We start from the raw sequence: 25,238 nt of genomic DNA on the forward strand, positions 1-25,238 counted from the left end.
ATGCAGCGAACCAAAGCCCCGTTCCGCGCCGACGAAGTCGGCAGCCTCCTGCGCCCTGCCAAGATCAAGGAAGCCCGCAGCCGGCTCGAGAAGGGCGAAATCTCGGCCGATGATCTGCGCAAGATCGAGGACATGGAGATCGAGAAGGTCGTGCACAAGCAGGCCTCGGTCGGCCTGAAGCTCGCGACCGACGGCGAATTCCGCCGCTCCTGGTGGCATTTCGACTTCCTGGCCAAGCTCACCGGCTGCGAGCTGTTCCACCCCGACGCCGGCATCCAGTTCGCGGGCGTGCAGACCCGGCATGACGCGGTGCGGGTGATCGACAAGCTCGATTTCCCCGATGACCATCCGATGCTGGATCACTTCCGCTTCCTGAAGAAGGTCGCCGACCAGGCCCACGTCACCGCGAAGATGACGATCCCGTCGCCGGCGGTGTTGCACTTCCGCGGCGGCCGCAAGGCGATTTCCAAGGACATCTATCCCGACCTCGACGCCTTCTACCAGGATCTCGGCAAGACCTATCGGAAAGCCGTCAAGGCGTTCTACGACGCCGGCTGCCGCTATCTTCAGTTCGACGACACCGTCTGGGCCTATCTCTGCTCGCCGGACGAATTGCAGAAGGCGCGCGAGCGCGGCGACAATCCGGAAGGCCTCCAGCAGATCTACGCGCGCGTCATCAACTACGCGCTGGCCGAGAAGCCCGCCGATATGGTGGTGACCACGCATGTCTGCCGCGGCAATTTCCGCTCGACCTGGATCTCCTCGGGTGGCTACGAGCCGGTCGCCGAGACCATGCTCGCCGGCACCAATTACGACGGTTACTTCCTGGAATACGACAGCGACCGCGCCGGCGGCTTCGAACCGCTGCGCTTCCTGCCCAAGGGCAACAAGGTCGTGGTGGTCGGTGTCATCACCTCGAAGTTCGGCGAGCTCGAGAAAAAGGACGACATCAAGCGCCGTCTGGAAGAGGCCGCCAAGTTCGTCCCGCTGGAGCAGCTCGCAGTCTCCCCGCAATGCGGCTTCGCCTCGACGGAAGAGGGCAACATCCTCTCCGAAGAGGAGCAGTGGGCCAAGCTCGGCCTCGCGGTCGAGATCGCGAAGGAAGTTTGGGGCCAGTAAGCTCCACACGCTCGCTGTCATTCCCCGCGTAGGCGGGGAATCCAGTACGCCGCGGCCTTTCCGTATCGCACCGCGGCCTCTGGAATACTGGATCGCCCGCTTTCGCGGGCGATGACAGCTGAATGCATGGTGGGTGACGCGCGCTCAATCGCCGCCTCACTTCTCCGCCAGATAAACCTCACCCAGCAGCGACGAGTTCGACCACGGCACCTGCTTGCTCTTCGTGGTCGAGACCACTTCGGCCCGCACCCGCGTCAGCATCTGCTGCACCTCCAGCCCCGGCGTGCCGATGTGTCGGGAGAGTGCGGCGGAGAACGGTGAGTTGGCGCCTTCGCCGTCGAGCGCGACCTGGCCCGGCGCTGTAGCGAATGCGATCAGCGTGCCGGCGCCGAGCGTTGCGCCGGCACCGAGGCTCGTCGGCGCGGCGAGGCCCGAGGCGCCCTCGATGCCGCGGTTGGTGCCGGCGGATGCGGCATGCTGTGCCATCGGATTGTTGCGGCAGGCATCGAAGATCAGGATGTTGGTGCGGACCTGGTCGTCGAGGCCGGCCATGATCGTGTCCATGTCGATCATCGCCTCCGTCATGCTCGCCCCCGGCTTCAGCTCGACGTCGACGGGAATGAGATAGTTGCGGCCGTCGACCTGCACGCCGTGGCCTGCATAATAGACCACCACGACCTGCGCCCGCGCCGCGTCACGCAAAAAGTCGCGTGTCATCTTCTGCATCGCTGCGCGGTCGAGATCGACACCTTCAAACACCGTGAATCCGATGTCGCGCAGGCTCCTGGCGACGGCGCGCGCGTCGTTGGGCGGATTTGGCAGCGCCTTGACATGCGCATAGGCGCCGTTGCCGATGATCAGCGCCATGCGCATGCCGCGAACGGCAGGAGCGGGCGAGGGCGCGGCGTCCGTCTGCTGTGGGGAAGGCGCTGCCGTCGGCTGTGTCGTTGGCGACGGCGCATCGCGCGGGATCGGCGCGCTCACATCCGTCACCAGGGACAGCCGCACTTTTGCGGTAGCCTGATTGGCCTTGCTGCCGGCATCCGATGCAAGGATCGCCAGCGTGGCCTTGTAGTCATCTTGCGCGCGGGCATAGTCGCCCTTCGCCTCATAGGCCAACGCGCGATGGGTGTAGCCCGAGATCAGCACGCTATTCGGCGGCGTCATGATGTTGACCGGCGGCTTTTCCTTCGCAAGCCGGATCGCCTCGGAACCATCGGAAATCGCGCGATCGAGATCGCCTTTGGCGCGCCAGATCGCGGTGCGGTTGATCAACGGCTGCGGCAGCGTCGGGTCGAGACGGATCGCCTGGTTGATGTCGGCGAGCGCGCCGTCGAGATCGCCGAGCGCCTCTTTCGCGATGCCGCGGTTCTGGAATGAGAACGCCGATCTCGGATCGGCCTTGATCGACATGTCGTAGTCGGCGATCGCCTTGGTGTAGTCGCCCTTGCCGCGCCAGGCATTGCCACGATTGTGGAAGATGATGCCGCTCGGCGGTCCCTGCTTCAATGCATCGTCAAAATCGGCGATCGCGATGTCGTAGTCGCCCTTGTCGTAATAGGCCGATCCCCTGAGATTGTAGACCGCCTGGCTCGGCTGGAGCCGGATCGCTTCGGTGGTGTCGGCGATGACTTTTGCGTAGTCGCCCTTCTTGTTCCAGCCCACGGCGCGCCAGAAATAGACGGTCGCGAGCTGCTCGCCCTTGAACACCTTCAGCGCGATGATCTTGGTGCAGGCGTCGACCATCTGGTCCGCCGGCGTGGTGTCGGTGGTGCAGAGCGGCCCAAGCTGGCTGCGTGCCTGCGCGGATGCGGGCGCGGTCCACAGGGCTGCGGCAAGGAGCGAGAGCGCGACGAGCAGGCGGCGCATGGCGATGGTCCCGTCAGAGGAGAAGCGCCTGTTTGTTGCCCGGGGGCGGGCTGGGGTTCACCTTCACCTCCCGCCATGGCCAACGTATCAGGGGAGGGATTCGGTCCCCTATTTCCTCAGTGGGCAGAATTTGCTAAGAGGCAATCCCCAATCCTTCTGCCCACTCCTGTCCCACCGATGAAAAACGACGAAATCCTCAGCCAAATCACCGAGTTCTGCCGCCAGGCGGACATGGCGGAATCGACGTTTGGCCGGCGCGCGGTGAACGATGGGAAGCTGGTGCACCGGCTGCGCGAAGGCAAGCGCATCACCATCGATACGCTGGATCGGATCCAGGCCTACATCGCCGCATCGACAACCGGCGGCCTGCCGCCGCCGCGCGGACTTCAGGTGCCGCCGGAAAAGCGCGATCCGCGCAGCAATTTCCGCTTCTTCGAGAACCGACAGAAGTACCTGCTGTTCGTCCACACCTGTAGCGAGAAGCGGGTGGTCGCGGAGCGCGTCGCCCTGGAGCTTGCCAGCATCCATCCCCGACCGCCGGCGTTGCGCGTGTTCGACGCCGGCGTCGGCGACGGCTCGGTGCTGGCGCGCGTGCTGCGCTCGACGCATCAGCGCTTTCCCCACATGCCGTTCTACGTTGCCGGCAAGGAGCTCAGTCTGGAGGATGTCCGGCTGACGTTGGACAAGGTCCCGGACCGGTTATTCGAGCATCCAGCCTCGGTGTTCGTGTTCACCAACATGCATTACGCGGAGGCGCCCTGGCTCACGCCGGCGTCGCCTGCGGCGGCCGCCGCCACCGTCTGGCACGAGGTGCCGCTGCGGGGAGACTCATCCGGTGATTTCGAGACGCAGATTGCGGAGCTGAAGCCGTTTCTGGAGCAGAACTGGCGCGCCGCCATCAGCCCACGCACGGGCATGCCCTTGTACGAGCGGCCGGTCGTGCTGGTGCTCTACCGCGAGGACCACAGGTTCCTGCTGGATTCGACCATTCCCCGGCCGGGCCAGACCGAGGCCAATTTCGACCTCATCATTGCATCCCAGCCATACCGTGCCCTGTCCTCAGTCAATTTCAGGGCAAAACGGATCATTGCACCGCTGGCGCGGGCATTGCGGGCAGGGGGCCGCCTGATCGGAATTCACTCCCACGGCCAGGATCCGGGCATGGAAATGATCCAGGCCATCTGGCCTGGAGAAAATCCTTTCGCCGTCAGCCGTCATGAGCTATTGCGCGCCGTTAAGTACGAACTCGGATCGTTGGGCCGCGACCTAAATTTTAATGTTTATGCGGATAACCGCTCGATCTTCAGGTATGATATGGAAGCGCTGCCCAACGAGGTAACGGGTACCATCGGAACCTCGACGGCCTTTGCAGCGTGGAATGCGGCGGTGTATGTCGCTCAGATTGAGGACGACCGGTTGGCAGATATGACTCAAAACGGCCGCACTCTGGATGCCGCCAGGGACGTGCTGCGAAAGTACAACGGGCTCTGGTTTCTTGACGAATCCTACGTCATCTCGCGCCGGCGCGATTGACATAATCCAAGAGTAAACATCGCAAACGCCCGCCGAGTGCGGCGGGACAAGGGGTTACTGATGCGCGCGTCCTATCTCTTCACTAGCGAGTCCGTGTCCGAAGGCCATCCGGACAAGGTCTGCGACCGGATCTCCGATGAGATCGTCGATTTGTTCTACCGCGAGGGGCCCAAGGCCGGCATCGACCCGTGGCAGATCCGCGCCGCCTGCGAGACGCTCGCGACCACCAACAAGGTGGTGATTGCGGGTGAGACCCGCGGTCCCGCATCGGTCACCAACGAGCAGATCGAAGGCGTCGTGCGCGCTGCGATCAAGGACATCGGCTACGAGCAGGACGGCTTCCACTGGAAGACCGCCGATATCGAGATCCTGCTGCATCCGCAGTCGGCCGACATCGCCCAGGGCGTCGACGCGCTTCAGCCGGGTGAGGTCAAGGAAGAAGGTGCTGGCGACCAGGGCATCATGTTCGGTTACGCCACCAACGAGACGCCGGATCTGATGCCGGCGCCGATCTTCTACGCCCACAAGATCCTCCGCCTCATCTCCGAAGCCCGTCACTCCGGCAAGGAGAAGGTGCTCGGTCCGGACTCCAAGAGCCAGGTCACCGTGCAGTACGAGAACGGCAAGCCGGTCGGCGTGCGCGAGATCGTGGTGTCGCATCAGCATCTGGTCGAGGACATCTCGTCCAAGCAGATCCGCGACATCGTCGAGCCCTATGTGCGCGAGGCGCTGCCGAAGGATTGGATCACGCCGAAGACCATCTGGCACATCAACCCGACCGGCAAGTTCTACATCGGCGGTCCCGATGGTGACTCCGGCCTGACCGGCCGCAAGATCATCGTCGATACCTATGGTGGCGCGGCTCCGCATGGTGGCGGCGCGTTCTCCGGCAAGGATCCGACCAAGGTCGATCGTTCTGCCGCCTACGCCGCGCGCTACGTCGCCAAGAACATTGTCGCTGCTGGTCTTGCCGACCGCTGCACGCTTCAGCTCGCCTATGCGATCGGCGTGGCGCGTCCGCTGTCGATCTACATCGACACCCACGGCACCGGTAAGGTGTCGGAGGATCAGCTCGAGAAGGCCGCCGCCAAGGCGATGGACCTCACCCCGCGCGGCATCCGCAGCCATCTCGACCTCAACCGTCCGATCTACGCGCGCACCTCGGCCTACGGCCATTTCGGCCGCACGCCCGACAACGAGGGTGGTTTCTCCTGGGAGAAGACCGACCTCGTCGAGCAGCTCAAGCGCGCGCTCTAATTCTTGTGCGTCATTCCGGGTTCGCGCGCGAACCCGGATCCTTAAATCCTCACGTCGCGATTCCGGGGCGCCTCTTCGAGGTGTCCCGGAATGCCCGTTCAACAATAGGACACTCGCAATGAACGCGAAGCCCGGCTTCACCGATTACATCGTCAAGGACATGTCGCTCGCCGATTTCGGCCGCAAGGAACTCTCGTTGGCCGAGACCGAGATGCCCGGACTGATGGCCACGCGCGAAGAATACGGCCCGAAGCAGCCGCTGAAGGGCGCGCGCATCGCCGGCTCGCTGCATATGACGATCCAGACTGGCGTGCTGATCGAGACGCTCGCCGCACTCGGCGCCGATATCCGCTGGGTCTCCTGCAACATCTATTCGACGCAGGACCACGCCGCGGCGGCGATCGCTGCCGCCGGCATTCCCGTCTTCGCCGTCAAAGGCGAGACGCTGGCTGAGTATTGGGACTACACCGCAAAACTGTTCGACTGGCACGGCGGCGGTCACCCGAACATGATCCTCGATGACGGTGGCGATGCCACCATGTACGTCCATCTCGGTCTGCGCGCCGAGAACGGCGACACCGCGTTCCTGGACAAGCCGGGTTCGGAAGAAGAGGAAGTCTTCTTCGCGCTGTTGAAGAAGCAGCTCAAGGAAAAGCCGAAGGGCTACTTCGCCGAGATCGCCAAGAGCATCAAGGGCGTTTCCGAAGAGACCACCACGGGTGTGCATCGTCTCTATGACATGCAGAAGGCCGGCACGCTGCTGTGGCCCGCCATCAACGTCAATGACAGCGTCACCAAGTCGAAATTCGACAACCTCTATGGCTGCCGTGAATCGCTGGTCGACGGCATCCGCCGCGGCACCGACGTGATGATGTCGGGCAAGGTCGCGATGGTCGCGGGCTTCGGCGACGTCGGCAAGGGCTCGGCGGCCTCGCTGCGCCAGGCCGGCTGCCGCGTCATGGTCTCCGAAGTCGATCCGATCTGCGCGCTCCAGGCCGCGATGGAAGGCTATGAGGTCGTGACCATGGAAGACGCGGCACCCCGCGCCGACATCTTCGTCACCGCGACCGGCAACAAGGACATCATCACCATCGAGCACATGCGCGCGATGAAGGATCGCGCCATCGTCTGCAACATCGGCCACTTCGACAACGAGATCCAGATCGCGGGTCTGCGTAACCTGAAGTGGACCAACATCAAGCCGCAGGTCGACGAGATCGAATTCCCCGACAAGCACCGCATCATCATGCTGTCGGAAGGCCGCCTCGTGAACCTCGGCAACGCCATGGGCCATCCGTCGTTCGTGATGTCGGCCTCCTTCACCAACCAGACGCTGGCGCAGATCGAGCTGTTCGCCAACAATAAGGACGGCAAGTACAAGAAGGAAGTCTACGTGCTTCCGAAGTCGCTCGACGAGAAGGTGGCCCGGCTGCATCTCGCCAAGATCGGCGTCAAGCTGACCGAGCTTCGCAAGGACCAGGCCGACTACATCGGCGTCAAGCAGGAAGGCCCGTACAAGTCGGACCACTACCGCTACTGAGATTGCACGCATTTGCGAGACAAAGGCCCCGGAGCGATCCGGGGCTTTTTTCTTATGTCTTCCCTGTGATACGCTTACAGGTAGAGCCGAAACAAGCCTGCCACTTCTGCAGCGGGCGGCCGCCTTTCCGTTCATTGTCAGAAAGCATTTGGAGGAAGCGCGATGTCCAGTGAAGCCAACGTTCGACTGCTGACGGAAGCCTATCGCCTATGGAACGACAGCAAGGGTCAAAGCGTCGACCATTGGTTCGACAGCGTCATTGGCCCACAGATCAGCTTCGGCTCGATTCCGCGGGGAGTTGAGCCGATGGCATTCGCCACGCAGTACGATGATCCTGCGAAGCTTCGCGGTTATTTCGACGGTCTGCTAGCTGATTGGGCCATGCAATACTACACGATCAACGAGTTTGTCGCGCAAGGCGATGCCGTCTTCGCGCGCGGCACATGCGCCTGGACCAACAAGCGTACCGGAAAGGTCGCGGAGACGCCGAAGGTCGATTTCTGGCGCTTCAAGGACGGCAAAGCGGTCGAGTTCTACGAGTATTTCGACACCGCTTGCGTCATCGGCGCGGCAACCCCTTGACGGTTGCAATTCGGCGCGGCGCTGCCCATCCTGTGCCGAGGGAGAACGCCATGACCGAAGCCATAGAACATTTCGACGTATTGATCGTCGGTGCCGGCCTGTCCGGCATCGGCGCGGGCTATCATCTCCAGTCCAAATGCCCGAGCAAGAGCTACGTCATCCTCGAGGGCCGCGACTGCATCGGCGGCACCTGGGATCTGTTCCGTTATCCCGGCATCCGCTCCGACAGCGACATGTTCACGCTCGGCTATTCCTTCAAGCCGTGGACCGATCCGAAGGCGATCGCCGACGGCGCGCAGATCCTGAACTATGTGCGTGAGACCGCGGCCGAGAACGGCATCGAGACGCACATCCGCTTCCGCCATCGCGTGAAGCGCGCGTCGTGGTCGACGCATGATGCGCGCTGGACCGTTGAGGTCGAGCGCACGACAGGTGAAGGCGCGACCGAGCTCACGCGCTTCACTTGCAATTTCCTGTTCATGTGCGCCGGCTACTACAAATACGAGCAGGGCTATACGCCGGAGTTCAAGGGCGCGGCGGACTTTGCCGGCCGCGTCGTGCATCCGCAGAAATGGACCGAGGATATCGACTGTTCGGGAAAACGCGTCGTCGTGATCGGCTCCGGCGCGACCGCGGTGACGCTGGTGCCGGAGCTGGCCAAGACGGCGGCACAGGTCACGATGCTCCAGCGCTCGCCGACCTATGTGGTGTCGCGTCCGGCGCAGGATCCGGTCGCCAACAAACTGCGCCGCAATCTGCCGACGCGGCTTGCCTATCATGTGATCCGATGGCGCAACGTGATGTGGGGAATGTTTTTCTTCCAGCTCAGCCGGCGCAAGCCCGCCAAGGTGAAGGATCTGATCCTCAAGGGCGTGCAGATGGCGCTCGGTCCCGATTACGATGTCGCGACGCATTTTACGCCGCGCTACAATCCCTGGGATCAGCGGCTGTGCCTTGTGCCCGATGGCGACCTGTTCAAGGCGATCCGCGAAAAGCGCGCCTCCGTCGTCACCAGCGAGATCGACACCTTCACGCGCGACGGCATTCGCCTGAAGGACGGCCGCGAGCTTGCGGCCGACATCATCGTGACTGCGACGGGGCTGGTGCTTCAGGTCGTCGGCGGCCTAGAGGTGAGCGTGGATGGCCGCGCCGTCGATTTTGCCAACACGCTGACCTACAAGGGCATGATGTATGCCGACGTGCCGAACATGGCTTCGGCCTTCGGCTACACCAACGCGTCCTGGACGCTGAAATGCGATCTCACCTGCGAATATGTCTGCCGGCTCATCAACTACATGGACCGGCACAATTTTCGCCAGTGCATGCCGCACAATAACGACCCGACGGTTACGCTCCAGCCCTCGCTCGATTTCAGCTCGGGCTACGTGCAGCGCTCGGTCGCAAAAATGCCGAAGCAAGGCTCGAAGCAGCCGTGGCGGCTCTACCAGAACTACGCCTTCGACATCGTCTCCTTGCGGTTCGGCCGGATCGACGACGGCGTGATGCAATATTCCTGATCGCCGTCGTCGCTTCTATGCCTTGCGCGTGGTGAGCGCGAGGCCAAGGTCGATCGCGAGCGCCACCACCACGGCACCGCCGCCGAGAGCGAACAGGACGAGATAGTCGCCGCCGGTGTTCGCGTAGATCCAGGAGAAGCCGTAAGCCGCGGCAGCCTGGAATAGGGCAAAACTGGTGGTGGCGTGGCTCCACGTCGCGCGCTGCTGCTCGCTCGAGTGCGGGAGGAGCTCATGAATGCGTCCGAGCACCAGCGGCACGATACCGGGCGTGAAGCCGCCGACCACGATGCTCGACACGATCAGCGACACCGGTGCAGTGCTGACGGTCGGCAGCAGCACAGCGGCCGCCTCGATCAGGAACGCGGCGCGCAAGGCGGGTCCGAAGCCGGATCTGTCGCCGAGATGGCCGGTCACCAGCGGGCCGACGATCGCGCCGAGGCCGTACAGCACCCAGTAGCGTGATCCCGCCGCAATGCCCTGGCCGAGGCCGCGCGCCACGAAGTCGACGATAAAGACCGTGTGCGGCACCAGCGCCACCGCGTTGAGGCCATACTGGATCAGCAAAGCGCGGATCGCGGGCGAGGCGTGGCGGTGCTTGGCGTGATGTTGCACAGGTGTTGCGTCGGCCTTCGCTTCCGCGGGCCAGTTCCACCAGCTCGCGAGCGTGAGCAGGGCCGAGAGCACGCCGAGGCCATACCAGCTCTGTTGCAAACCCTGCTGCAAGAGCAGCGGCACCAGCGTGCCCGATGCAGCGACGCCGAGACCGACACCCGCAAAGATCACGCCGCCGACGATGCCGCGCCTGGCGGGCGAGGTGTGCGGCAACACGACGGAGGCCGCCAGCACCATGATGATGCCGCCGGTGAGGCCCGAGAGGAAACGCCAGGCGAAAAACCAGGTGAACGACACCGGCACTGAGCTGGCAAAGAAGGAAAGCGTCGCGAGCAACATCATCGCCCGCAGCGCGCCGACGGCACCGATGCGTCCGGCGACGGCTCGCGCCGCGAGTGCGCCGCCGAGATAGCCGGCCAGGTTCGCCGCGCCGAGATAAACAACGTCGGACGCGCTGAACCATTTTGCCGCGATCAACGCCGGGATCAACGGAGTATAAGAGAAGCGAGCGAGGCCGAGTCCGACTAGCGATGCGGACAGGCCCGCGACGGCATATCGCCAAGTTTGCTGCGGCGTTGATTGCGAATTCGATCCCGGCCGCTGATGCGGCCGGGCGTGGTGCTTGGTATCGGCATTAAGTTCGGTCATGTCGTGCTCCTGCACGGGCTCAATGGCCCGCGCTCTGGCCGCCGTCGACGTGCAGGATCTCGCCGGTGACGAAGGAGGCACCCTCGAGATAAAGCACAGCGTCGACGATGTCGGACGTCTCGCCCATATGGCCGACGGGGTGCAGCGCGCCGAGCTGCGCATGTGTCTCGACCGCGTGCATCGGCGTCTTGATGATGCCGAGCGCGACCGCATTCACGCGGATGCCGCGCCTGGCATATTCGATCGCCAGCGACTTGGTCGCGGCGTTCAGGCCGCCCTTCGTCAGCGAAGCCAGCACCGACGGCACGTTCGAGTTGGCGTGATCGACCAGGCTGGTTGAGATCTGAACGACGTGGCCCGAGCCCTGCTTTTCCATCTCGGCGATGGCGAGTTGCGTGATGCGGAAGAAGCCGGCGACGTTGACGCCCAAAACGGCCGCGTAATCCTCGGACGTGTACTGCGTGAACGGCTTTGCGACGAAAATGCCGGCATTGTTGACCAGCGTATCGACGCGGCCGAACCGGGCGACGGCTTGTGACACCACGCGTTCGGCGGTGCTCCAGTCGGCGATGTCGCCGGGAACGGCAAGCACGTCATCGTCGCCCGACGGCTTGATGGAGCGTGCCGTCGCAACGACACGATAGTTGCGATCGCGAAACCGCTGGACGAGGGCAGCGCCGATGCCCTGCGATGCACCGGTGATGATGGCGACTTTCTGATCGATACCCATGACGGGCTCCTGTTGTTGGCTCGAAACCTCTGCCGGTCGGCTGTGGGGCGCCGGCCGGCTTGGGTTGCGAGGTACGCCGCCGCGGTCCGGCTGCGAATACGCGCGGCCCGGCAGACATTCTTTCGCGGCGCGAACGAATGCTGGATCGGCGCCCGGCGGCGGTTGTCGCGGCCGGGGCGAACGCCTAGCTTTCAGGCGGACTCTCAGGGGGCCGCGGGAAGCGCATGGATCGTCTGGATGCGATGAAGGTGTTCGTCCTTGCGGTGGACGAGGGCAGCCTTGCGGCCGCGGGACGCAAGCTCGGGCGCTCGCCGGCGGCAGTGAGCCGCGCCATTGCCTTCCTGGAGGGGCAGGTCGGCGCCGAGCTGCTGCACCGGACCACGCGCTCGATCAAGCTGAGCGAGGAGGGCGAGCGCTATGTCGCGATCTGCCGCCGCGTGCTCACCGAGCTCGAAGAGGCCGATGACATCGCGGCCGGACCGCGCGCGGCGCCCCGTGGTCTGCTCACGATCACCGCTCCGGTGGTCTCGGGGGAGATGGTGCTGCGGCCGATCCTCGATGCGTTTCTCGACGCCTATCCGACCGTGTCGGCAAAGCTCCTGCTGTTCGACCGCGCGGTCAATCTGATCGAGGAGGGCGTCGACGTCGCGCTTCGCATCGGCCCCCTCGCGGATTCGGCGATGGTGGCGATGCGGATCGGCGAGATCAGCCGCGTCGTGGTGGCGGCTCCTCGCTATTTGAGGCAGCATCCGCGCATCGCCGAGCCCGGCGATCTCGCCAAGCATCAGATCGTGGCGATGGCGCATCTGCCTAATTCCTGGACTTTCGCGCCGTTGAAGAACTCATCGGCGCCGCGAACCGTCCAGTTCACGGCGCGCCTCATGGTCAACAGCACCTATGCCGCCGTGGCATCGGCGGTGGCCGGGCGTGGCGTCGCGCGGATGTACTCCTACCAGGTGGCCGAGCAGGTCGCGCGTGGCGAGCTCGAGGTTTTGCTTGCCAGCGACGAGGATCCGGAGATGCCGGCACACCTGATCAGTCCGCAGGGCCGGCTTTCGGTGCCCAAGGTGCGCGCCTTCACCGATTTTGCCGTGCCCCGGCTGAAGAAGCATTTTGCGCAGCTCAAGAAGAGCATGGGGGCGCGCTGAGCGGCCGGGAGGGCTACCGCGCCGCAACAATAAATGCGTTGTTTTGCGTATTCGGCCGCCGGGCTGAATCGGCCATCCTGCCCAAACGGTTAACGCCGAATTAACGGATGAGTCCTAGCCTGTCTGGGCCGGGGTTACTCGCAAGGCCGAGGTGAGCCCAATGGAAGCCCAGAAGATCGCGGTCGACGCCGTCGTCGCGTTGACCGATTGCGACCGCGACGCCGTCATCGCCTTCATTCGCCGGCTCTATCTCGCCGGCGTCACCGACCCCAAGCGCCTGACCTTCAAGGGTCTTCAGGCGCTGTCGCGGGCGTGACTCGGCTCGATTCGGTCCGTTTCGGCCCGATCTCTCGTCGGATGTTCTCCCCAGAGTGACCGCAACCCAGCGGTGAATATCTTGCCGCTCGGGCCGGGTCGCGTTAGATCACGTCCCCGGTTGGGTCACTGGGGAACGGGGAAATGCTGAAGCAGCTTTTTGCACCGCAACTGGTCATTCTTTATATCCTTGCGGCATCGACGATTTACGTTCACTTCCGCGGCAAGCAGCGGCTGCGCTTTGCGCGCCAGCTCGGCGATCATTCGACCTATCTCGCCCCCTACAATGTGCTGATGTATGCGGGTTCGGCCGTGCCGAACAGGCCGGTGATTTCGGTCGAGCAGTTTCCCGAGCTCAAGCCACTCAGCGAGAACTGGGAGACCATCCGCGACGAGGCCGTCCGCCTGTTCGACGAAGGTTTTATCCGCGCGGCAGCGAAGAACAACGACTGGGGCTTCTATTCGTTCTTCAAGAGCGGCTGGAAGCGCTTTTACTTGAAATGGTACGATGACTTCCTGCCCTCGGCGCGTACGCTGTGCCCGAAGACGGTCGAGCTGCTCAATTCGATTCCGAGCGTGCACGGCGCGATGTTCGCGATGCTGCCGCCGGGCGGCAAGTTAGGGGCGCACCGCGATCCCTTCGCAGGCTCACTGCGCTACCACCTTGGGCTCGTCACACCGAACTCGAACAAGTGCCGCATCCTGGTCGATGGCGTCGAATGCGTCTGGCGCGACGGCGAGGCCTTCATGTTCGACGAGACCTTCATCCACAGCGCTGAGAATGCGACCGACGTCAACCGCATCATCCTGTTCTGCGACGTCGAACGCCCGATGAAGTTCGGTTTCATGACCGCGATCAACCGCTGGGTCAGCCACCACATCGTCAAGGCGTCGGCGACCCAGAACGTCGACGGCGAGAGCGTCGGCGTACTCAACAAGGTGTTCGGCAAGCTCTACGAGATCCATCTCGCCAGCCGCAAGGTCAAGGCGTGGAACCGCAACGTCTACTACACGCTGAAATACTCGCTGACGGCGCTGATCCTCGGCCTCATCGTGATGTCGGCGCTGCGCTGAAGCAGCTGTAGCGCGGATCGGCGAAGCGCGTAGCCCGGATGGAGCGAAGCGAAATCCGGGATTTTGCCGCGGCGAGAGTGCCCCGGATTGCGCTTCGCTCCATCCGGGCTACGGTGACTGAATCGCAAAGCCCCGGAGCGAGCTCCGGGGCTTTGTTTTTGCGGACCTGGCTGTGGCGTTACACCGGCTTGGCACCAGTGTTGATGATCGTCCCGACATGCTGGCCGCGCAGCGCCGCCGTGATCCGACCGGGAACGAGCCCGTTCACGACCTGCACGCGCGCGATGTGCCGCGCATTCGCCATGACCTCCAGTAACGCCCGATCGACCGGCAGCGTGCCCTTCAGCTTCGCAAGCTCGGCAAAGCTCACGTCTTTCAACAGCTCCGCCTTCTTGCCGTCGGCGCCATTGGGATCGGCGGTGTAGACGCCGTCGACGTCCTCGACAATCGTCAGCCCCGCAGCGCCGAGCGCGTCGGCGAGCAGGAAGGCGCCGGTATCGGCCCGATGCAGCGGGACGCGCGACGTCGGGAATTCATGATGGTGGTAGGGCGGGAACGCGCTACCGACGACCGCGCGGGCTGCGCTAAGGTGAATGGCAAGCTGGCTTGCGATGGTGGGATGCTCGATATAGGAGACGCCCTCCGGCGCGAGCAGGCTCGCAAGAATATGGCCGTTCTGGCCGGCCTCGCTTGCGGCGAGCGGCGCCAGCGAACCGACGGGAAGTCCGAGGTCGAGGCCGACGCTGTAGAGATGGCGCGCGCGGATGCCGGCGCCGGTCAGGATGAGCAGGCGGTGCTCGGGCAGCAGCGAGCGCAGCTCGTCAACGAGCGGGAGGATCGCTTCGTGACCACGATCCATGATGCGGCCGCCGATCTTGATGACCTGCACCCAGGGCAGCAGCTTGATCGGGCGGTTGCCGGCAACGGGGCGGGTGAGCTCTCCATCGAGGAGGGTCTGGCGCGCGAGCGGCGAAGCGACGTGCTTGATCTGGTTGGTGACAGTCATGGCGCTATCCTCCTCAGCTCGCAGTGATGATGGTGCCGACATGCTCGCCCGCGAGTGCGCGGGTGAGATTGCCGGGGACGAGACCATTCACGATCTGCACCTGGTGGACGTAGCGGGCCGAGGCGAGGAGATCGAGCACTGGAAATTCCAGGATCGAATCCTGGAGGCCCTTGGCCTTCATCTCGGCCACCGAGATTTTCGGGATGAAGGTCGCGTTCTTCGACGTCTTCGGGTTCGCGGTGTAGAGGCCGTTCTCGTCCTTCACATAGATCATTCCCTTGCAGCCGAATTGCTCGGCGACCAGGAAGCATCCGGCATCGGTGCGGTAGGGCGGGATCACGCCCTCGGGCGCGGGACGCATCCACAGGCTATAGGGCGGCATGCCGCTGAAGATGACGGCGTTCACCTCGGCCAGGAACAGCGGCACCGAGGAGAGCGCGGCGCCACCCACGGCGGAGATGCCGTGCTTGGCCAGCAACTGTCCCAGCATCGCGGCGTTCTGGTCGGCAACGGAAGCGCCGAGTTGCGACAGCACGCCGGCCGGCAGGCGAAGCCCGGCCGCGATCGAGTAGAGATGCCGCGCGCGCGTGCCGGCGCCAGTCCCGATCAGCAGCTTGTGTGCCTTGCGCGCGGAGACGATCTCGTCGACCAGCGGATAGACCGCGGCACGGCCGCGATCGATCACGCTCTGTCCGCCGATCTTGATGACGGTGGCATCCGGCAGGATGCGGAAGTCCGACGCCGCTTCTGCAGCGGCCAGAAGCTGTGGATCGGTGAGCGAGCGCTGCATAAGCAGCCCCTCGAGCTCCGTGATGGTGTTCGACATCCGAGACATCCTCTCGTTTTCTGATGCAGTCGTGACGGTGGACCCTCCGGTCCTGATCGTGGCGCGAGTCTTGCTGGATAGTTCGGCCCATGGCAACAAGATTGCCGCGATTCAGTGGCCCTACGTGAAGTGGCCGCCCAGGGCGCGTCGGTTTACGCCCCCGGATCGTTCGCGTCTGGATAGAAGAGTTGCTGGCTTTCGATCTTGTAGCCTGCGATCGCGTTCTGCCCGTCTGGCGAGATAAGCCAATCGATGAAGCGTTGGCCCGCTTCCTTCTTCACCGTCGGGTGCTTTATTGGATTGACCAGCATCACCCCATATTGGTTGAAGAGTCGCTTGTCGCCTTCGACGAGGATGACAAGGTCACCGCGCTTTTTGAATGCCAGCCATGTGCCGCGGTCCGCAAGTACATAGGCATTAGATGCCGATGCGACGTTGAGGGCGGCTCCCATTCCCTGACCAATCTCCTTGTACCAGCTGCCGCGATCCTTTGTGACGTCGACGCCTGCGTCTTTCCAAAGTGTGAGCTCGGCTATGTGCGTACCAGACCGGTCTCCTCGGGAGATGAAGGAGGCGGCCTTCGTCTGTATGGTCTGGAGCGAGGCGGTTACGTCAAGGCCTCGAATCCCCGCAGGATCGTCCTTCGGCCCAATGAGAACGAAGTCGTTGTACATGACCGGGTAGCGCTTGACACCAAATCCTTCGGCCATGAATTTTTCCTCGGCCGACTTGGCATGAACAAACACCACGTCGGCATCACCCCGCCGCGCTGTGTCGAGGGCCTGCCCGGTGCCTTGCGCGAGGACCTTGACTTCGATGCCGGTCTTTTCTCGAACGATCGGCAACAGGTAGTCGAACAATCCCGAGTCTTGTGTTGAGGTTGTCGAAGCTACGATGATCGTCTGACTTTGTGCCGAGACAGGAGTACTCAGCACAGCCAACAGAACTGCAATCTCGATAGCAACTGGGCTGAACCATCGGCTCACGGGTGAACTCCCTTGCAATAATCTTTTGCTGTCTCAGCGTCTCAAGGCGCGTCCAAATACGTGGGTGAACGCGCTGACGGTCATCGATAGAATGATAAGGATTATGCCAAGCGCAAGTGCGAAGCTCAACTCACCCTTGCTCGTCTCCAGTGCGATGGCGGTCGTCATTGTTCGCGTGTAGCCTCGTATATTGCCTCCAACGATGATGATCGCGCCGACCTCAGCGATAGCCCGGCCAAACGCAGCAAGAAACGCGACGATTAGCCCCTCGCGGCCAATGTTCATGAGCGAGGCTGCGGCTCGGACGCGCGAGGCTCCATCTACCAGCAAGGCTTCGCCATACGTGGCCCAGAGGTCCACCGTCATGCGGTGCACCAAGGCGATTACGATCGGGATGCCGAGGATGGCCTGCGCGATGACCATCGCCGCTGGGGTAAACAAGATCCCGAGAGAGCCGAGCGGGCCTGAGCGAGAGAGCAGCAGATAGACTGCGAGACCTACGACCACGGGGGGCAAGCCGAGAAGAGCGTTGGCGGTCACAATCAAGGCTTGTTTGCCGGGGAAACGACAGATGGCCAACGCGAGGCCTAGCGGCGAGCCAACGATGAACGCCAAGGCGCTTGCTGTCAGGCTCACTCCCAGAGATAGGGCGACGATGCCGCGGAGCTCCGGGTCAAAGCGGCCAATCAACGTCGCTGCCAGTTGGAGCGCCTGGGTGAAATCGTTCATTCCCCCTTCTAAGCGAAGCGAGAAGGAAATGCCAAACCACACAAGCCAGCCAGCGTGATCGTGGCGCGAGTCTTGCTGGATAGTTCGGTCCATGGCAACAAGATTGCCGCGATTTAGTAGCCTAACATGGAGCAGGCAATGGCGCCTTTGCCGACCGCGAATACCGAGATAGCGCAATTCTTCCGCCAGTGGCTGGAAACATTCTCAGGTTATGTCCGCGAGGTCGACTACGCTTCGGCGCGGCCGCTCTTCCATCCGGACGTGCTCGCCTTCGGCACGCATAACGACGTCATTCCCGGCCTCGATCAGTGGGTCACCACGCAATGGAATAACGTCTGGCCAAAGACGACCGACTTCCGTTTCGTCCTCGATCAGACCGCAATTCTGGCGTCCTCCGATGGTGCGACAGCGACCGTGATCGCACCGTGGACGAGCACCGGCTACCATCCTGATGGCAGCGCGTTTCCGCGGCCGGGTCGGGCGACGATGGTGTTCTCCAAAAGTGCCGATGATTGGCTGTGTGTGCATTCCCACATGTCGCTCAATCGTGGCGTGCCGCAGGTGAGCCATGCCAATCGGCCCGTGAAGGCCTGGTAGGTGCGAATAGAAAAGGGCCCCGGGCATGTCCGGGGCCTTTTGATTTCGGGATCTCGCGCAGCCTACTCCGGCTGCCCGATGCTCACCTTCAGCGTGCCGACGCCGTCGACGCCGCATTCGAGCTTGTCGCCGGGCTGGAGCTGCGACACGCCGGCCGGCGTGCCCGTCATGATGATGTCGCCAGCGGCGAGCTTCACCTGCTGCGAGAGCTGCCAGATGATTTCCGGCACGTTCCAGATCAGCTCGGTGAGGTCGCCCTTCTGGGCTTCCTTGCCGTTGACCGTGAGCCAGATCTTGCCCTTGGAGGGATGGCCGATCTTCGAGGCCGGCTGCACCGCGGAGCAGGGCGCCGAGCCGTCGAACGACTTGCCGATCTCCCAGGGACGCTCCTTCTTGCGCGAGGCGATCTGGAGGTCGCGGCGGGTCAGGTCGATGCCGACGGCATAGCCGTAGACATGGTCGAGCGCCTTGTCGGCGGGGATGTTCAGCCCGCCGCTCTTCATCGCGACGATCAGCTCGACCTCGTGATGCAGATCCTTAGTCAGCGGCGGGTAGGGAATGGTGGCGCCATCGGGCACCAGCATGTCGGCGTGCTTGGCGAAGAAGAACGGCGGCGCGCGCTCATCATTGCCCATCTCGCGGATGTGCTCGAGATAGTTGCGGCCGACGCACCAGATGCGGCGCACCGGGTAACGGCCGCTCTCGCCGACGACGGGAAGCGAAGCCTGGGGCGGAAGCGGGATGACGTAGGAGGCGGCGTTCATGAAGCGGTCTCGCTGCTCTTGGGGTGACCTTTGGGGTGGGAACGATCCTAAGCGGTTGCACTGATCGGCGCCAGCGCAAGGACACCGGTGTCGTGGTTTTGAAGGCGGAAGAACGAGGCATAGCGGCCGGAGCGGCGCAGCAGCTCGTCGTGCCGGCCCTGCTCGACGATCTCGCCACCCTCGACCACCAGGATAGCATCGGCGCGCATAATGGTGTGCAGGCGGTGCGCGATCACGATGGTGGTTCGGTTCTGGCAGAGATGCTCGATCGCCTCCTGCACCTGCTTCTCGGACTCGGAGTCGAGCGCGGCGGTGGCCTCGTCCAGCAGGATGATCGGCGCGTTCTTGAGCAGCGCGCGCGCCACCGCGATGCGCTGGCGCTGGCCGCCCGACACTTGGGTGCCGTGCTCGCCAACCGGGGTATCGTAGCCGAGCGGGAAGCCCATGATGAAATCATGCGCGCAAGCCGCCTTCGCGGCGTCGATGATTTCGTTCTCGGTTGCGCCGGGCTTGCCGAAAGCGATGTTGTTGCGGATGGTGTCGCGGAACAGATAGACGTCCTGGCCGACATAGGCGGTCTGCGCCCGCAGCGATTTTCGCGAGATCGTGCCGATCGACTGGCCGTCGATCACGATGTCGCCTTGCGTCAGCTCGTAGAAGCGCAGCAGCAGCGACAGCACGGTCGACTTGCCGCCGCCGGACGGACCGACCAGCGCGGTGACCTTGCCGGGCTCGGCAACAAAACTCATGCGGTTGAGCACGGTCTCATTGGCGCGATAGGAAAAGCTGACGTCGCGCATCTCGATCTTGGCTTCGGACAGCTTCAGCGCGGGCTTGTCGTCATCGGAATGCTCGCTCGCGGGGCTATCGACGACTTCGAGCAGCATGCGCGCGCCGACGAGCTGGCTGTTAAGGTCGATGTTGAGCCGCGCCAGCCGCTTGGCGGGCTCAGTCGCCATCAGGAACGCGGTCATGAAGGAGAAGAACGCGCCGGGCGTGGCGTTGAGTGCGACCACGCTGTAGCCGCCATAGAGCAGGCAGCCGGCGACCGCGAAGCCGCCGAGCATTTCCATCAGCGGATTGGAACGGTTGGCGACGCGGGCCATCTTGTTGGCGTTGCGCTCGACGATCGCGATGTTCTCGTCGATGCGCTTCTGCATGGTGTCTTCGAGCGTGAACGCCTTGACCGTGCGGATGCCTTGCAGCGATTCCTGCATGGTCTCCATGATGTCGGCGGTGCCGGTGAACTGGTTGAAGGCGAGACCCTTGATACGCTTGACCAGCTTGCGCAGCACCAGCATTGCCGGCGGCACGGCGACAAGGCCGATGAACGACATCACCGGGTCCTGCCACACCATCACGCCGATCATGGCGAGCAGCATCATGAGGTCGCGCCCAATGGCGTTGACCAGCATGTTGAGCACGTCGGTGATGGACTTCGCGCCGGCCGTCAGCCGCGCCAGGAATTCAGACGAATGCCGTTCGGAGAAGAAGCCGATGCTTTCGCGCATCAGCTTGGCGAACAGCTGCCGCTGGTTGGTGGCGAGGATGGCGTTAGAGATCTTGGTCAGGATCACCATGTGGCCGTAGGTCGCCACGCCCTTGATGAAGAGCAGGATCACCGTGATGCCCGAGAACATCGCGATGCCCGGGATGTTCTTGTCGACATAGGCCTGGTTGATGACTTGGCCGAGCACATAGGTCGCGCCCGCGGTCGAGCCTGCGGCGAGCGCCATCAGTGCGAAGGCGACGAGGTAGCGCCGCCAGTAGATGACCCCCTGTTCCGTGACCAGGCGGCGAATCAGGACCGCTGCCGCATAGGGATCGTCGGTGATTTTCTTTGGAAACTGGGCCATCCGCTTTCCATTGACGGCGCAGCGGCAAGGCTGCCCGCGCGTCAGGGATCGAAGGGCCTCTGTGCCCGCTAAAGCGGGGTTTTTCAAGCCCAATTAAGGGCTTGCGCCTGGACGGATTCTAGGCCGAGACGGCGTGGCGAAGCTCGCCATGGCGTTCGCGGAACAGCTTGTCCTCCCAGGCCAGCGCGTGGGCTGCGATGGTCTCGAGGTCGTCGTATTGCGGCTTCCAATCGAGCAGACCGCGGATGCGGCTGGTGTCGGCGACCATGGTCATGATGTCGCCAGGCCGGCGCGGTGCATACTGCACGGCAAAGCTGCGGCCTGACACTCGGCGTACCGCGTCGATGGTTTCCAGCACGGAATAGCCGCGGCCATAGCCGCAATTGAGCGTGGTCGAGGCGCCGCCATTGCGCAGGTAAGCCAGCGCCGAGCGATGCGCCTGCGACAGGTCCGTGACGTGGATGAAGTCGCGGATGCAGCTGCCGTCCTGGGTCGGATAGTCGGTGCCGAACACGTCGATCTTGGCGCGCTGGCCGGTTGCGGCCTCGACCGCGATCTTGAGCAGGTGTGTGGCGCCGACGGTGGCAAGCCCGATGCGCGCCTGCGGATCGGCGCCGGCGACGTTGAAGTAGCGCAGCACGACGTATTGCATGCCGTAGGCGGAGGCGACGTCGTGCAGCATGATCTCGGTCATCAGCTTCGACGAGCCGTAGGGCGACAGCGGCCGCGTCGGCGCGTGCTCCGGCACCGGCACCAGGTCCGGATTGCCGTAGACCGCCGCGGTCGAGGAGAAGATGAAGCGGTTGATGCCGCGCTTGACTGCGACGTTGAGCAGGTTGCGCGCGGTCATGAAGTTGTTGCGGTAATAGCCGAGCGGATCGCGCATCGAGTCCGGCACCACGACGGAGCCGGCGAAATGGATGATGCTCTCGATATTGTGCTGGGCGATCACGCCCTCGACCAGGTTCTCGTCGCCGGCATCGCCAATGAACAGCGGCACGCCTTCGGGCAGATAGGTGGAGAAACCGGTGGAGAGATCGTCGATCACGACGACGTCCTCGCCGGCTTCCGCCAGCGCGAGGACCGTGTGACTTCCGATATAGCCGGCGCCGCCGGTGACTAGCACAGTCATGATCTCACCCGTCTTCGATCAACGCCCGATGCTAACGTTTGCGCGGTGAAGAGGGGGTTTCGGCAAAGCTGAACTGGCCACTATGCTTAATGTTGCGTATAGGTGCGTCGCGAAACGGAGCGTGACGTGGCAAATTCCCCGGGCGATCTCGAAGTGATCGTGCCAAATCTGCACAGGCGCTATTCCGGCGTCACCGCGACCAACCGGATGGTCGCGCCGCGGCTGGCAAAACTGTTTCGTGCGGCGTGGTTCGGCTCGGACGCGCCGGAGGGAATTACGCGGTTCGGCGGTGCCGATCTCCTGAAATTATGGCGCCGCAAGACGCCGTTGATCTGGCATGCACGGCGCAACAACGAGATGATCGCGGGCGTCGTGCTGCGTGCGCTCGGATGGCCACTCAAGCTTGTGTTCACCTCGGCCGCGCAGCGGCATCACAGCTGGATCACGCGCTGGCTGATCCGGCGCATGGACGCGATCATCGCGACCTCCGACATCTCGGCATCGTTCCTGAAGGTGAAGGCAACGGTGATCCCGCATGGCGTCGACACCGAAATCTATGCGCCGCCGAGTGATCGCGCCGCGGCCTTCGCGGAAGCCGCGCTACCGGGCCGCTATGCGATCGGCTGCTTCGGCCGCGTGCGTGCGCAGAAGGGCACCGACGTGTTCGTCGATGCGATGTGCCGATTGCTGCCGCGCTATCCCGATTTCACGGCGGTCATCGTCGGCCAGGTCACGGCCGAGCAAACTGTGTTCGCGAACGATCTGAAGAAGCGGATCGAGGCCGCCGGCCTGCAATCGCGCATCGTCGTCACCGGCGAGCTGCCGATCGAAGCGGTGCAGCGCTGGTATCAGCGGCTGACGATCTATGCCTTCACCTCACGCAACGAAGGTTTTGGCCTGACGCTGATCGAGGCGATGGCAGCCGGCAGCGCGCTCGTCGCCGCGCGCGCTGGTGCGGCCGAGCTCGTGGTCGAGGATGGCGTCACTGGCGTGCTGATTCCGACGGGTGACGCTGATGCACTCGCTGCGGCGCTGGAGCCGCTGATGCGCGACTTGGCTGCCGCGACAGCGATGGGCGAGCGTGGGCGGGCGCGGGTGCTGGAGAAGTTCAGCCTCGATGCGGAAGCGGCGCGGATCGGCGAGGTCTATCGGCCGCTGATTTGAAGCCCGCTTTTGCGACCACAAGCAAAAATGTCGAAAACAACCCCATGCACAGTAGCTGGCGATAGTGGAATCAACGGCTTGGCGGTCAGTGCAGTGATTTACGGATTTTACGAAGTTAATTTGACTTGTCGGGCAAAACACCTCTAGACGTTCATCATTGCAAAAGTCGTCAGCCGCGTATCCCCGCGCCTTCAAGCGGTGGTGCCTTACAGGCCAAAAGTTCAGTTCCCGCCTTGGGAATTTTGGATTGATCCCATGTTGGGAACATGCTATGGCAATGAACGTAATAGCAAGAAAGGCACTCAAGGCCTTTTGGGAGCGATACCCTCAAGCCGAGACCCCCTTGGGAGCTTGGTACGAAATCGTTTCCAAGGGTGACTGGAGCAGCCCAGCAGACCTGAAGAGGGCGTTTGGAAACAACGTGGACTTTGTTGGCGACAACAGAGCCATCTTCGACATAGGCGGCAACAAGTATCGCCTCGTGGTTCATTTCTCCTTCAAGTTCAAAACAGCTCTCATCAAGTTTGTCGGCACGCACAAAGAGTATGACGGAATAAACGCGGAGACTGTGTGATGATGGACGTCAAGCCTCTCCACAATGAACAGGATTACGATTGGGCTATCCGCGAAGTATCCCGGTATTTCGAGGCCGAGCCGACTCCTGACACGCCTGACGGTGATCGCTTCGAAGTTTTGTCTTCACTCATCAAGGAGTACGAAGACAATCACTTCGCAACCACTCACGGCGATCCAGTCGACGTCCTCCATTTCGCAATCGAGTCCATGGGGCGGTCGCAGGCAGAATTGGCGGCTTTGATTGGACGCAATCGGGCGTCCGAAATTTTGAATCGCGTCCGTCCACTGACGCTGGAAATGATCCGGACTATTAGCAAGGAATGGAACATTCCAATTGGTGCTCTGACAGCTCACTATGAACTGGCGCGTGAGCCTGCCTAACCCTATCGGCCCCGCTTCTGCGGGGCCTTTCGTCGTTGGGGGACGAATCTCTTTTCACCCAGTCGAACGCATCGGCGCTGCCGCTCACGTCTCAGCCCTTGCCCCCGCCTCACCCAGCACCCTCTCCGCAATTGCCACCACCTCCGCAGCCGCGATATCCCGCATGCAGCGGTGATCGTTCATCCGGCAGATCGTGCTCTGGCAGGGCTGGCACGAGAGCACGCTCTTGTCCTGGACCACGGTCGCAGCGAGGCCGTTGAGGGGGGCCCAGAGATAGGGGCTGGTCGGGCCGAAGATGCCCATGGTGGGCGTGCCGAGCGCAGCCGCGATGTGCATCAGGCCGGAATCGTTGGAGATGGCGACGCCGGCCGCGGCCATGGCCAGGACGCCGTTGCGCAGGTCGTTGCCGGTCAGGTCCCGCACCCCCGGTCCGCCGGCTGCGACGATCTCCTGGGCCAGGGCCTTTTCGGCGGGGCCGCCGACCACCCAGACCTCCAGGCCGCGCTCGGCCAGCAGCCGGGCGGCCTCCGGATAGTAGGTCCAGCGCTTTGAGACGCCGACCGAGCCGGGGGCGAGCGCCACCGCGGCGCCAGCGTTCAGGCCATTGGCCTGCCGCCAGCGGACGATGTCCTCGGCCGGGACCCGCAATTGCGGCACCGGCCATTCCGTCGGCAAGGGGGCGCCGTCGGGCTGCGCCAGCGCAGCGTTCTTGTCGATGAAGCGGGGCAGCTTCTTCTCGCCCCAGCGCCAGTGGTTGAGCAGGCCGAACCGGAACTCGCCGACAAAGCCGACCCGCTCGGGAATGCCGGCCAGCGCCGGCGCAATGGCCGCTTTCCAGGTCCGCGGCAGCACCAGGGCGGTGCCATAGTTCCGCTCGCGCAGGAGCTTTGCCAGGCCGAGCTGGCGGCCCACGGCGAGGCGGCTGCGGGGCAGGTCCCAGACGATCCCCTTGCGCACGCCGGGCATGTAATCGACCAGCGGCGCGCACAGGGACGTGGTCAGGAGGTCGACCGGCCGGTTCGGCCAACGCTCGTTCAGAACCCGCACCACGGTGTGATTCCGGACGAAATCGCCGATCCACATATAGGGGACGATCAGGATCGGGCTCGTGTTGCTCCGATCCTCACTCCCGCTAAATTGCGAATCTTGGTTCATTCGTTAATGGGGCTGAGGTGCTCTGATGTGGCGGTTCGGTTAGCCGCTCCGGGCCGGCAGGTAAAGCCGGCTGAGGGCCCGATCCCAAAACCGCTTACACTTTGGCAGATCATGCGCTAGGG

The 25,238-nt window shown here is 63.4% G+C and carries 24 protein-coding genes; 13 read left to right on the top strand and 11 right to left on the bottom strand.

The features are described from left to right. Entirely contained in the window at positions 1 to 1,119 is a 1,119-nt protein-coding gene (locus UP06_RS06610; protein WP_045001488.1) for a cobalamin-independent methionine synthase II family protein, read from the top strand. Positions 1,120 to 1,275: 156 nt separating this feature from the next. On the opposite strand, the gene UP06_RS06615 is transcribed toward UP06_RS06610, so the two are convergent. Beyond that, positions 1,276 to 2,988, bottom strand: coding sequence for a caspase family protein (locus UP06_RS06615; protein WP_045001489.1), 1,713 nt, complete (start codon positions 2,986 to 2,988; stop codon positions 1,276 to 1,278). Between the two features lie 177 nt (positions 2,989 to 3,165). Here UP06_RS06615 and UP06_RS06620 point away from each other — a divergent pair, with 177 nt between their 5' ends. The 5 genes from UP06_RS06620 to UP06_RS06640 all read left to right on the top strand — a co-directional run bounded on the left by UP06_RS06620 (position 3,166) and on the right by UP06_RS06640 (position 9,417). Further along, on the top strand, positions 3,166 to 4,521 hold the full coding sequence (locus UP06_RS06620) for a hypothetical protein (protein ID WP_045001490.1): 1,356 nt from the start codon (positions 3,166 to 3,168) through the stop codon (positions 4,519 to 4,521). 60 nt (positions 4,522 to 4,581) lie between these two features. Beyond that, positions 4,582 to 5,778 (top strand): methionine adenosyltransferase, encoded by a 1,197-nt coding sequence (metK, locus tag UP06_RS06625; protein WP_045001491.1) that lies wholly within the window; start codon positions 4,582 to 4,584, stop codon positions 5,776 to 5,778. Between the two features lie 118 nt (positions 5,779 to 5,896). Next, entirely contained in the window at positions 5,897 to 7,318 is a 1,422-nt protein-coding gene (gene ahcY, locus UP06_RS06630) for an adenosylhomocysteinase (RefSeq protein WP_045001492.1), read from the top strand. A gap of 162 nt (positions 7,319 to 7,480) precedes the next feature. Further along, the gene (locus tag UP06_RS06635; protein ID WP_045001494.1) at positions 7,481 to 7,900 is read left to right on the top strand and encodes a nuclear transport factor 2 family protein; all 420 of its coding nucleotides are present in this window, start codon (positions 7,481 to 7,483) and stop codon (positions 7,898 to 7,900) included. Positions 7,901 to 7,950: 50 nt separating this feature from the next. Further along, a complete protein-coding gene (locus UP06_RS06640) occupies positions 7,951 to 9,417 on the top strand; it encodes a flavin-containing monooxygenase (protein ID WP_045001495.1) in 1,467 nt (488 codons plus the stop codon). 15 nt (positions 9,418 to 9,432) lie between these two features. Here the strand turns inward: UP06_RS06640 and UP06_RS06645 are convergent, their stop codons facing one another. Both UP06_RS06645 and UP06_RS06650 read right to left on the bottom strand, forming a co-directional pair. Next, positions 9,433 to 10,677, bottom strand: a complete 1,245-nt coding sequence (locus tag UP06_RS06645) for an MFS transporter (RefSeq protein WP_045001496.1) — start codon at positions 10,675 to 10,677, stop codon at positions 9,433 to 9,435. Positions 10,678 to 10,696: 19 nt separating this feature from the next. Then, complete coding sequence (locus UP06_RS06650) at positions 10,697 to 11,407, bottom strand: SDR family NAD(P)-dependent oxidoreductase (protein WP_045001497.1); 711 nt, start codon at positions 11,405 to 11,407, stop codon at positions 10,697 to 10,699. Between the two features lie 224 nt (positions 11,408 to 11,631). On the opposite strand from UP06_RS06650, the gene UP06_RS06655 reads away from it, so the two are divergent. The 3 genes from UP06_RS06655 (at position 11,632) to UP06_RS06660 (ending at position 13,944) form a co-directional block, all read left to right on the top strand. After that, positions 11,632 to 12,555, top strand: a complete 924-nt coding sequence (locus tag UP06_RS06655; protein ID WP_045001498.1) for a LysR family transcriptional regulator — start codon at positions 11,632 to 11,634, stop codon at positions 12,553 to 12,555. A 160-nt stretch (positions 12,556 to 12,715) separates the two neighbouring features. Further along, the gene (locus UP06_RS41410) at positions 12,716 to 12,871 is read left to right on the top strand and encodes a hypothetical protein (protein ID WP_014493894.1); all 156 of its coding nucleotides are present in this window, start codon (positions 12,716 to 12,718) and stop codon (positions 12,869 to 12,871) included. Between the two features lie 143 nt (positions 12,872 to 13,014). Then, positions 13,015 to 13,944 (top strand): aspartyl/asparaginyl beta-hydroxylase domain-containing protein, encoded by a 930-nt coding sequence (locus UP06_RS06660; protein WP_045001499.1) that lies wholly within the window; start codon positions 13,015 to 13,017, stop codon positions 13,942 to 13,944. Positions 13,945 to 14,122: 178 nt separating this feature from the next. Here UP06_RS06660 and UP06_RS06665 read toward each other — a convergent pair whose 3' ends face one another. From UP06_RS06665 to UP06_RS06680, 4 genes are all read right to left on the bottom strand, one after another. After that, complete coding sequence (locus tag UP06_RS06665; RefSeq protein WP_045001501.1) at positions 14,123 to 14,950, bottom strand: amino acid kinase family protein; 828 nt, start codon at positions 14,948 to 14,950, stop codon at positions 14,123 to 14,125. A 13-nt stretch (positions 14,951 to 14,963) separates the two neighbouring features. Further along, positions 14,964 to 15,776, bottom strand: a complete 813-nt coding sequence (locus UP06_RS06670; protein ID WP_045001503.1) for an amino acid kinase family protein — start codon at positions 15,774 to 15,776, stop codon at positions 14,964 to 14,966. A 152-nt stretch (positions 15,777 to 15,928) separates the two neighbouring features. Continuing rightward, positions 15,929 to 16,762: an ABC transporter substrate-binding protein gene (locus UP06_RS06675; protein WP_045001505.1), complete on the bottom strand. Its 834-nt coding sequence runs from the start codon at positions 16,760 to 16,762 to the stop codon at positions 15,929 to 15,931. A 33-nt stretch (positions 16,763 to 16,795) separates the two neighbouring features. Continuing rightward, entirely contained in the window at positions 16,796 to 17,491 is a 696-nt protein-coding gene (locus UP06_RS06680; protein WP_045001574.1) for an ABC transporter permease, read from the bottom strand. 138 nt (positions 17,492 to 17,629) lie between these two features. Here UP06_RS06680 and UP06_RS06685 point away from each other — a divergent pair, with 138 nt between their 5' ends. After that, positions 17,630 to 18,088 (top strand): YybH family protein, encoded by a 459-nt coding sequence (locus UP06_RS06685; RefSeq protein ID WP_045001576.1) that lies wholly within the window; start codon positions 17,630 to 17,632, stop codon positions 18,086 to 18,088. A gap of 62 nt (positions 18,089 to 18,150) precedes the next feature. Here UP06_RS06685 and UP06_RS06690 read toward each other — a convergent pair whose 3' ends face one another. The 3 genes from UP06_RS06690 to galE form a co-directional block, all read right to left on the bottom strand. Continuing rightward, positions 18,151 to 18,852 (bottom strand): fumarylacetoacetate hydrolase family protein, encoded by a 702-nt coding sequence (locus UP06_RS06690; protein ID WP_045001507.1) that lies wholly within the window; start codon positions 18,850 to 18,852, stop codon positions 18,151 to 18,153. Positions 18,853 to 18,899: 47 nt separating this feature from the next. Then, positions 18,900 to 20,708, bottom strand: coding sequence for an ABC transporter ATP-binding protein (locus UP06_RS06695; RefSeq protein ID WP_045001509.1), 1,809 nt, complete (start codon positions 20,706 to 20,708; stop codon positions 18,900 to 18,902). Positions 20,709 to 20,826: 118 nt separating this feature from the next. Then, positions 20,827 to 21,840, bottom strand: a complete 1,014-nt coding sequence (galE, locus tag UP06_RS06700; protein ID WP_045001510.1) for a UDP-glucose 4-epimerase GalE — start codon at positions 21,838 to 21,840, stop codon at positions 20,827 to 20,829. Positions 21,841 to 21,966: 126 nt separating this feature from the next. On the opposite strand from galE, the gene UP06_RS06705 reads away from it, so the two are divergent. The 3 genes from UP06_RS06705 to UP06_RS06715 all read left to right on the top strand — a co-directional run bounded on the left by UP06_RS06705 (position 21,967) and on the right by UP06_RS06715 (position 23,961). Further along, positions 21,967 to 23,004, top strand: coding sequence for a glycosyltransferase family 4 protein (locus UP06_RS06705; protein WP_045001512.1), 1,038 nt, complete (start codon positions 21,967 to 21,969; stop codon positions 23,002 to 23,004). 277 nt (positions 23,005 to 23,281) lie between these two features. Beyond that, a complete protein-coding gene (locus UP06_RS06710; protein WP_045001577.1) occupies positions 23,282 to 23,578 on the top strand; it encodes a type II toxin-antitoxin system HigB family toxin in 297 nt (98 codons plus the stop codon). After that, the gene (locus tag UP06_RS06715) at positions 23,578 to 23,961 is read left to right on the top strand and encodes a helix-turn-helix domain-containing protein (protein WP_045001514.1); all 384 of its coding nucleotides are present in this window, start codon (positions 23,578 to 23,580) and stop codon (positions 23,959 to 23,961) included. Before UP06_RS06710 ends, UP06_RS06715 begins: the two co-directional genes overlap by 1 nt. Positions 23,962 to 24,045: 84 nt before the next feature. Here UP06_RS06715 and waaF read toward each other — a convergent pair whose 3' ends face one another. Further along, entirely contained in the window at positions 24,046 to 25,116 is a 1,071-nt protein-coding gene (gene waaF, locus UP06_RS06720) for a lipopolysaccharide heptosyltransferase II (RefSeq protein WP_045001516.1), read from the bottom strand. Between the last annotated feature and the right edge of the window lie 122 nt (positions 25,117 to 25,238).

Source organism: Bradyrhizobium sp. LTSP857, assembly GCF_000938285.1.
Lineage (GTDB): Bacteria > Pseudomonadota > Alphaproteobacteria > Rhizobiales > Xanthobacteraceae > Bradyrhizobium.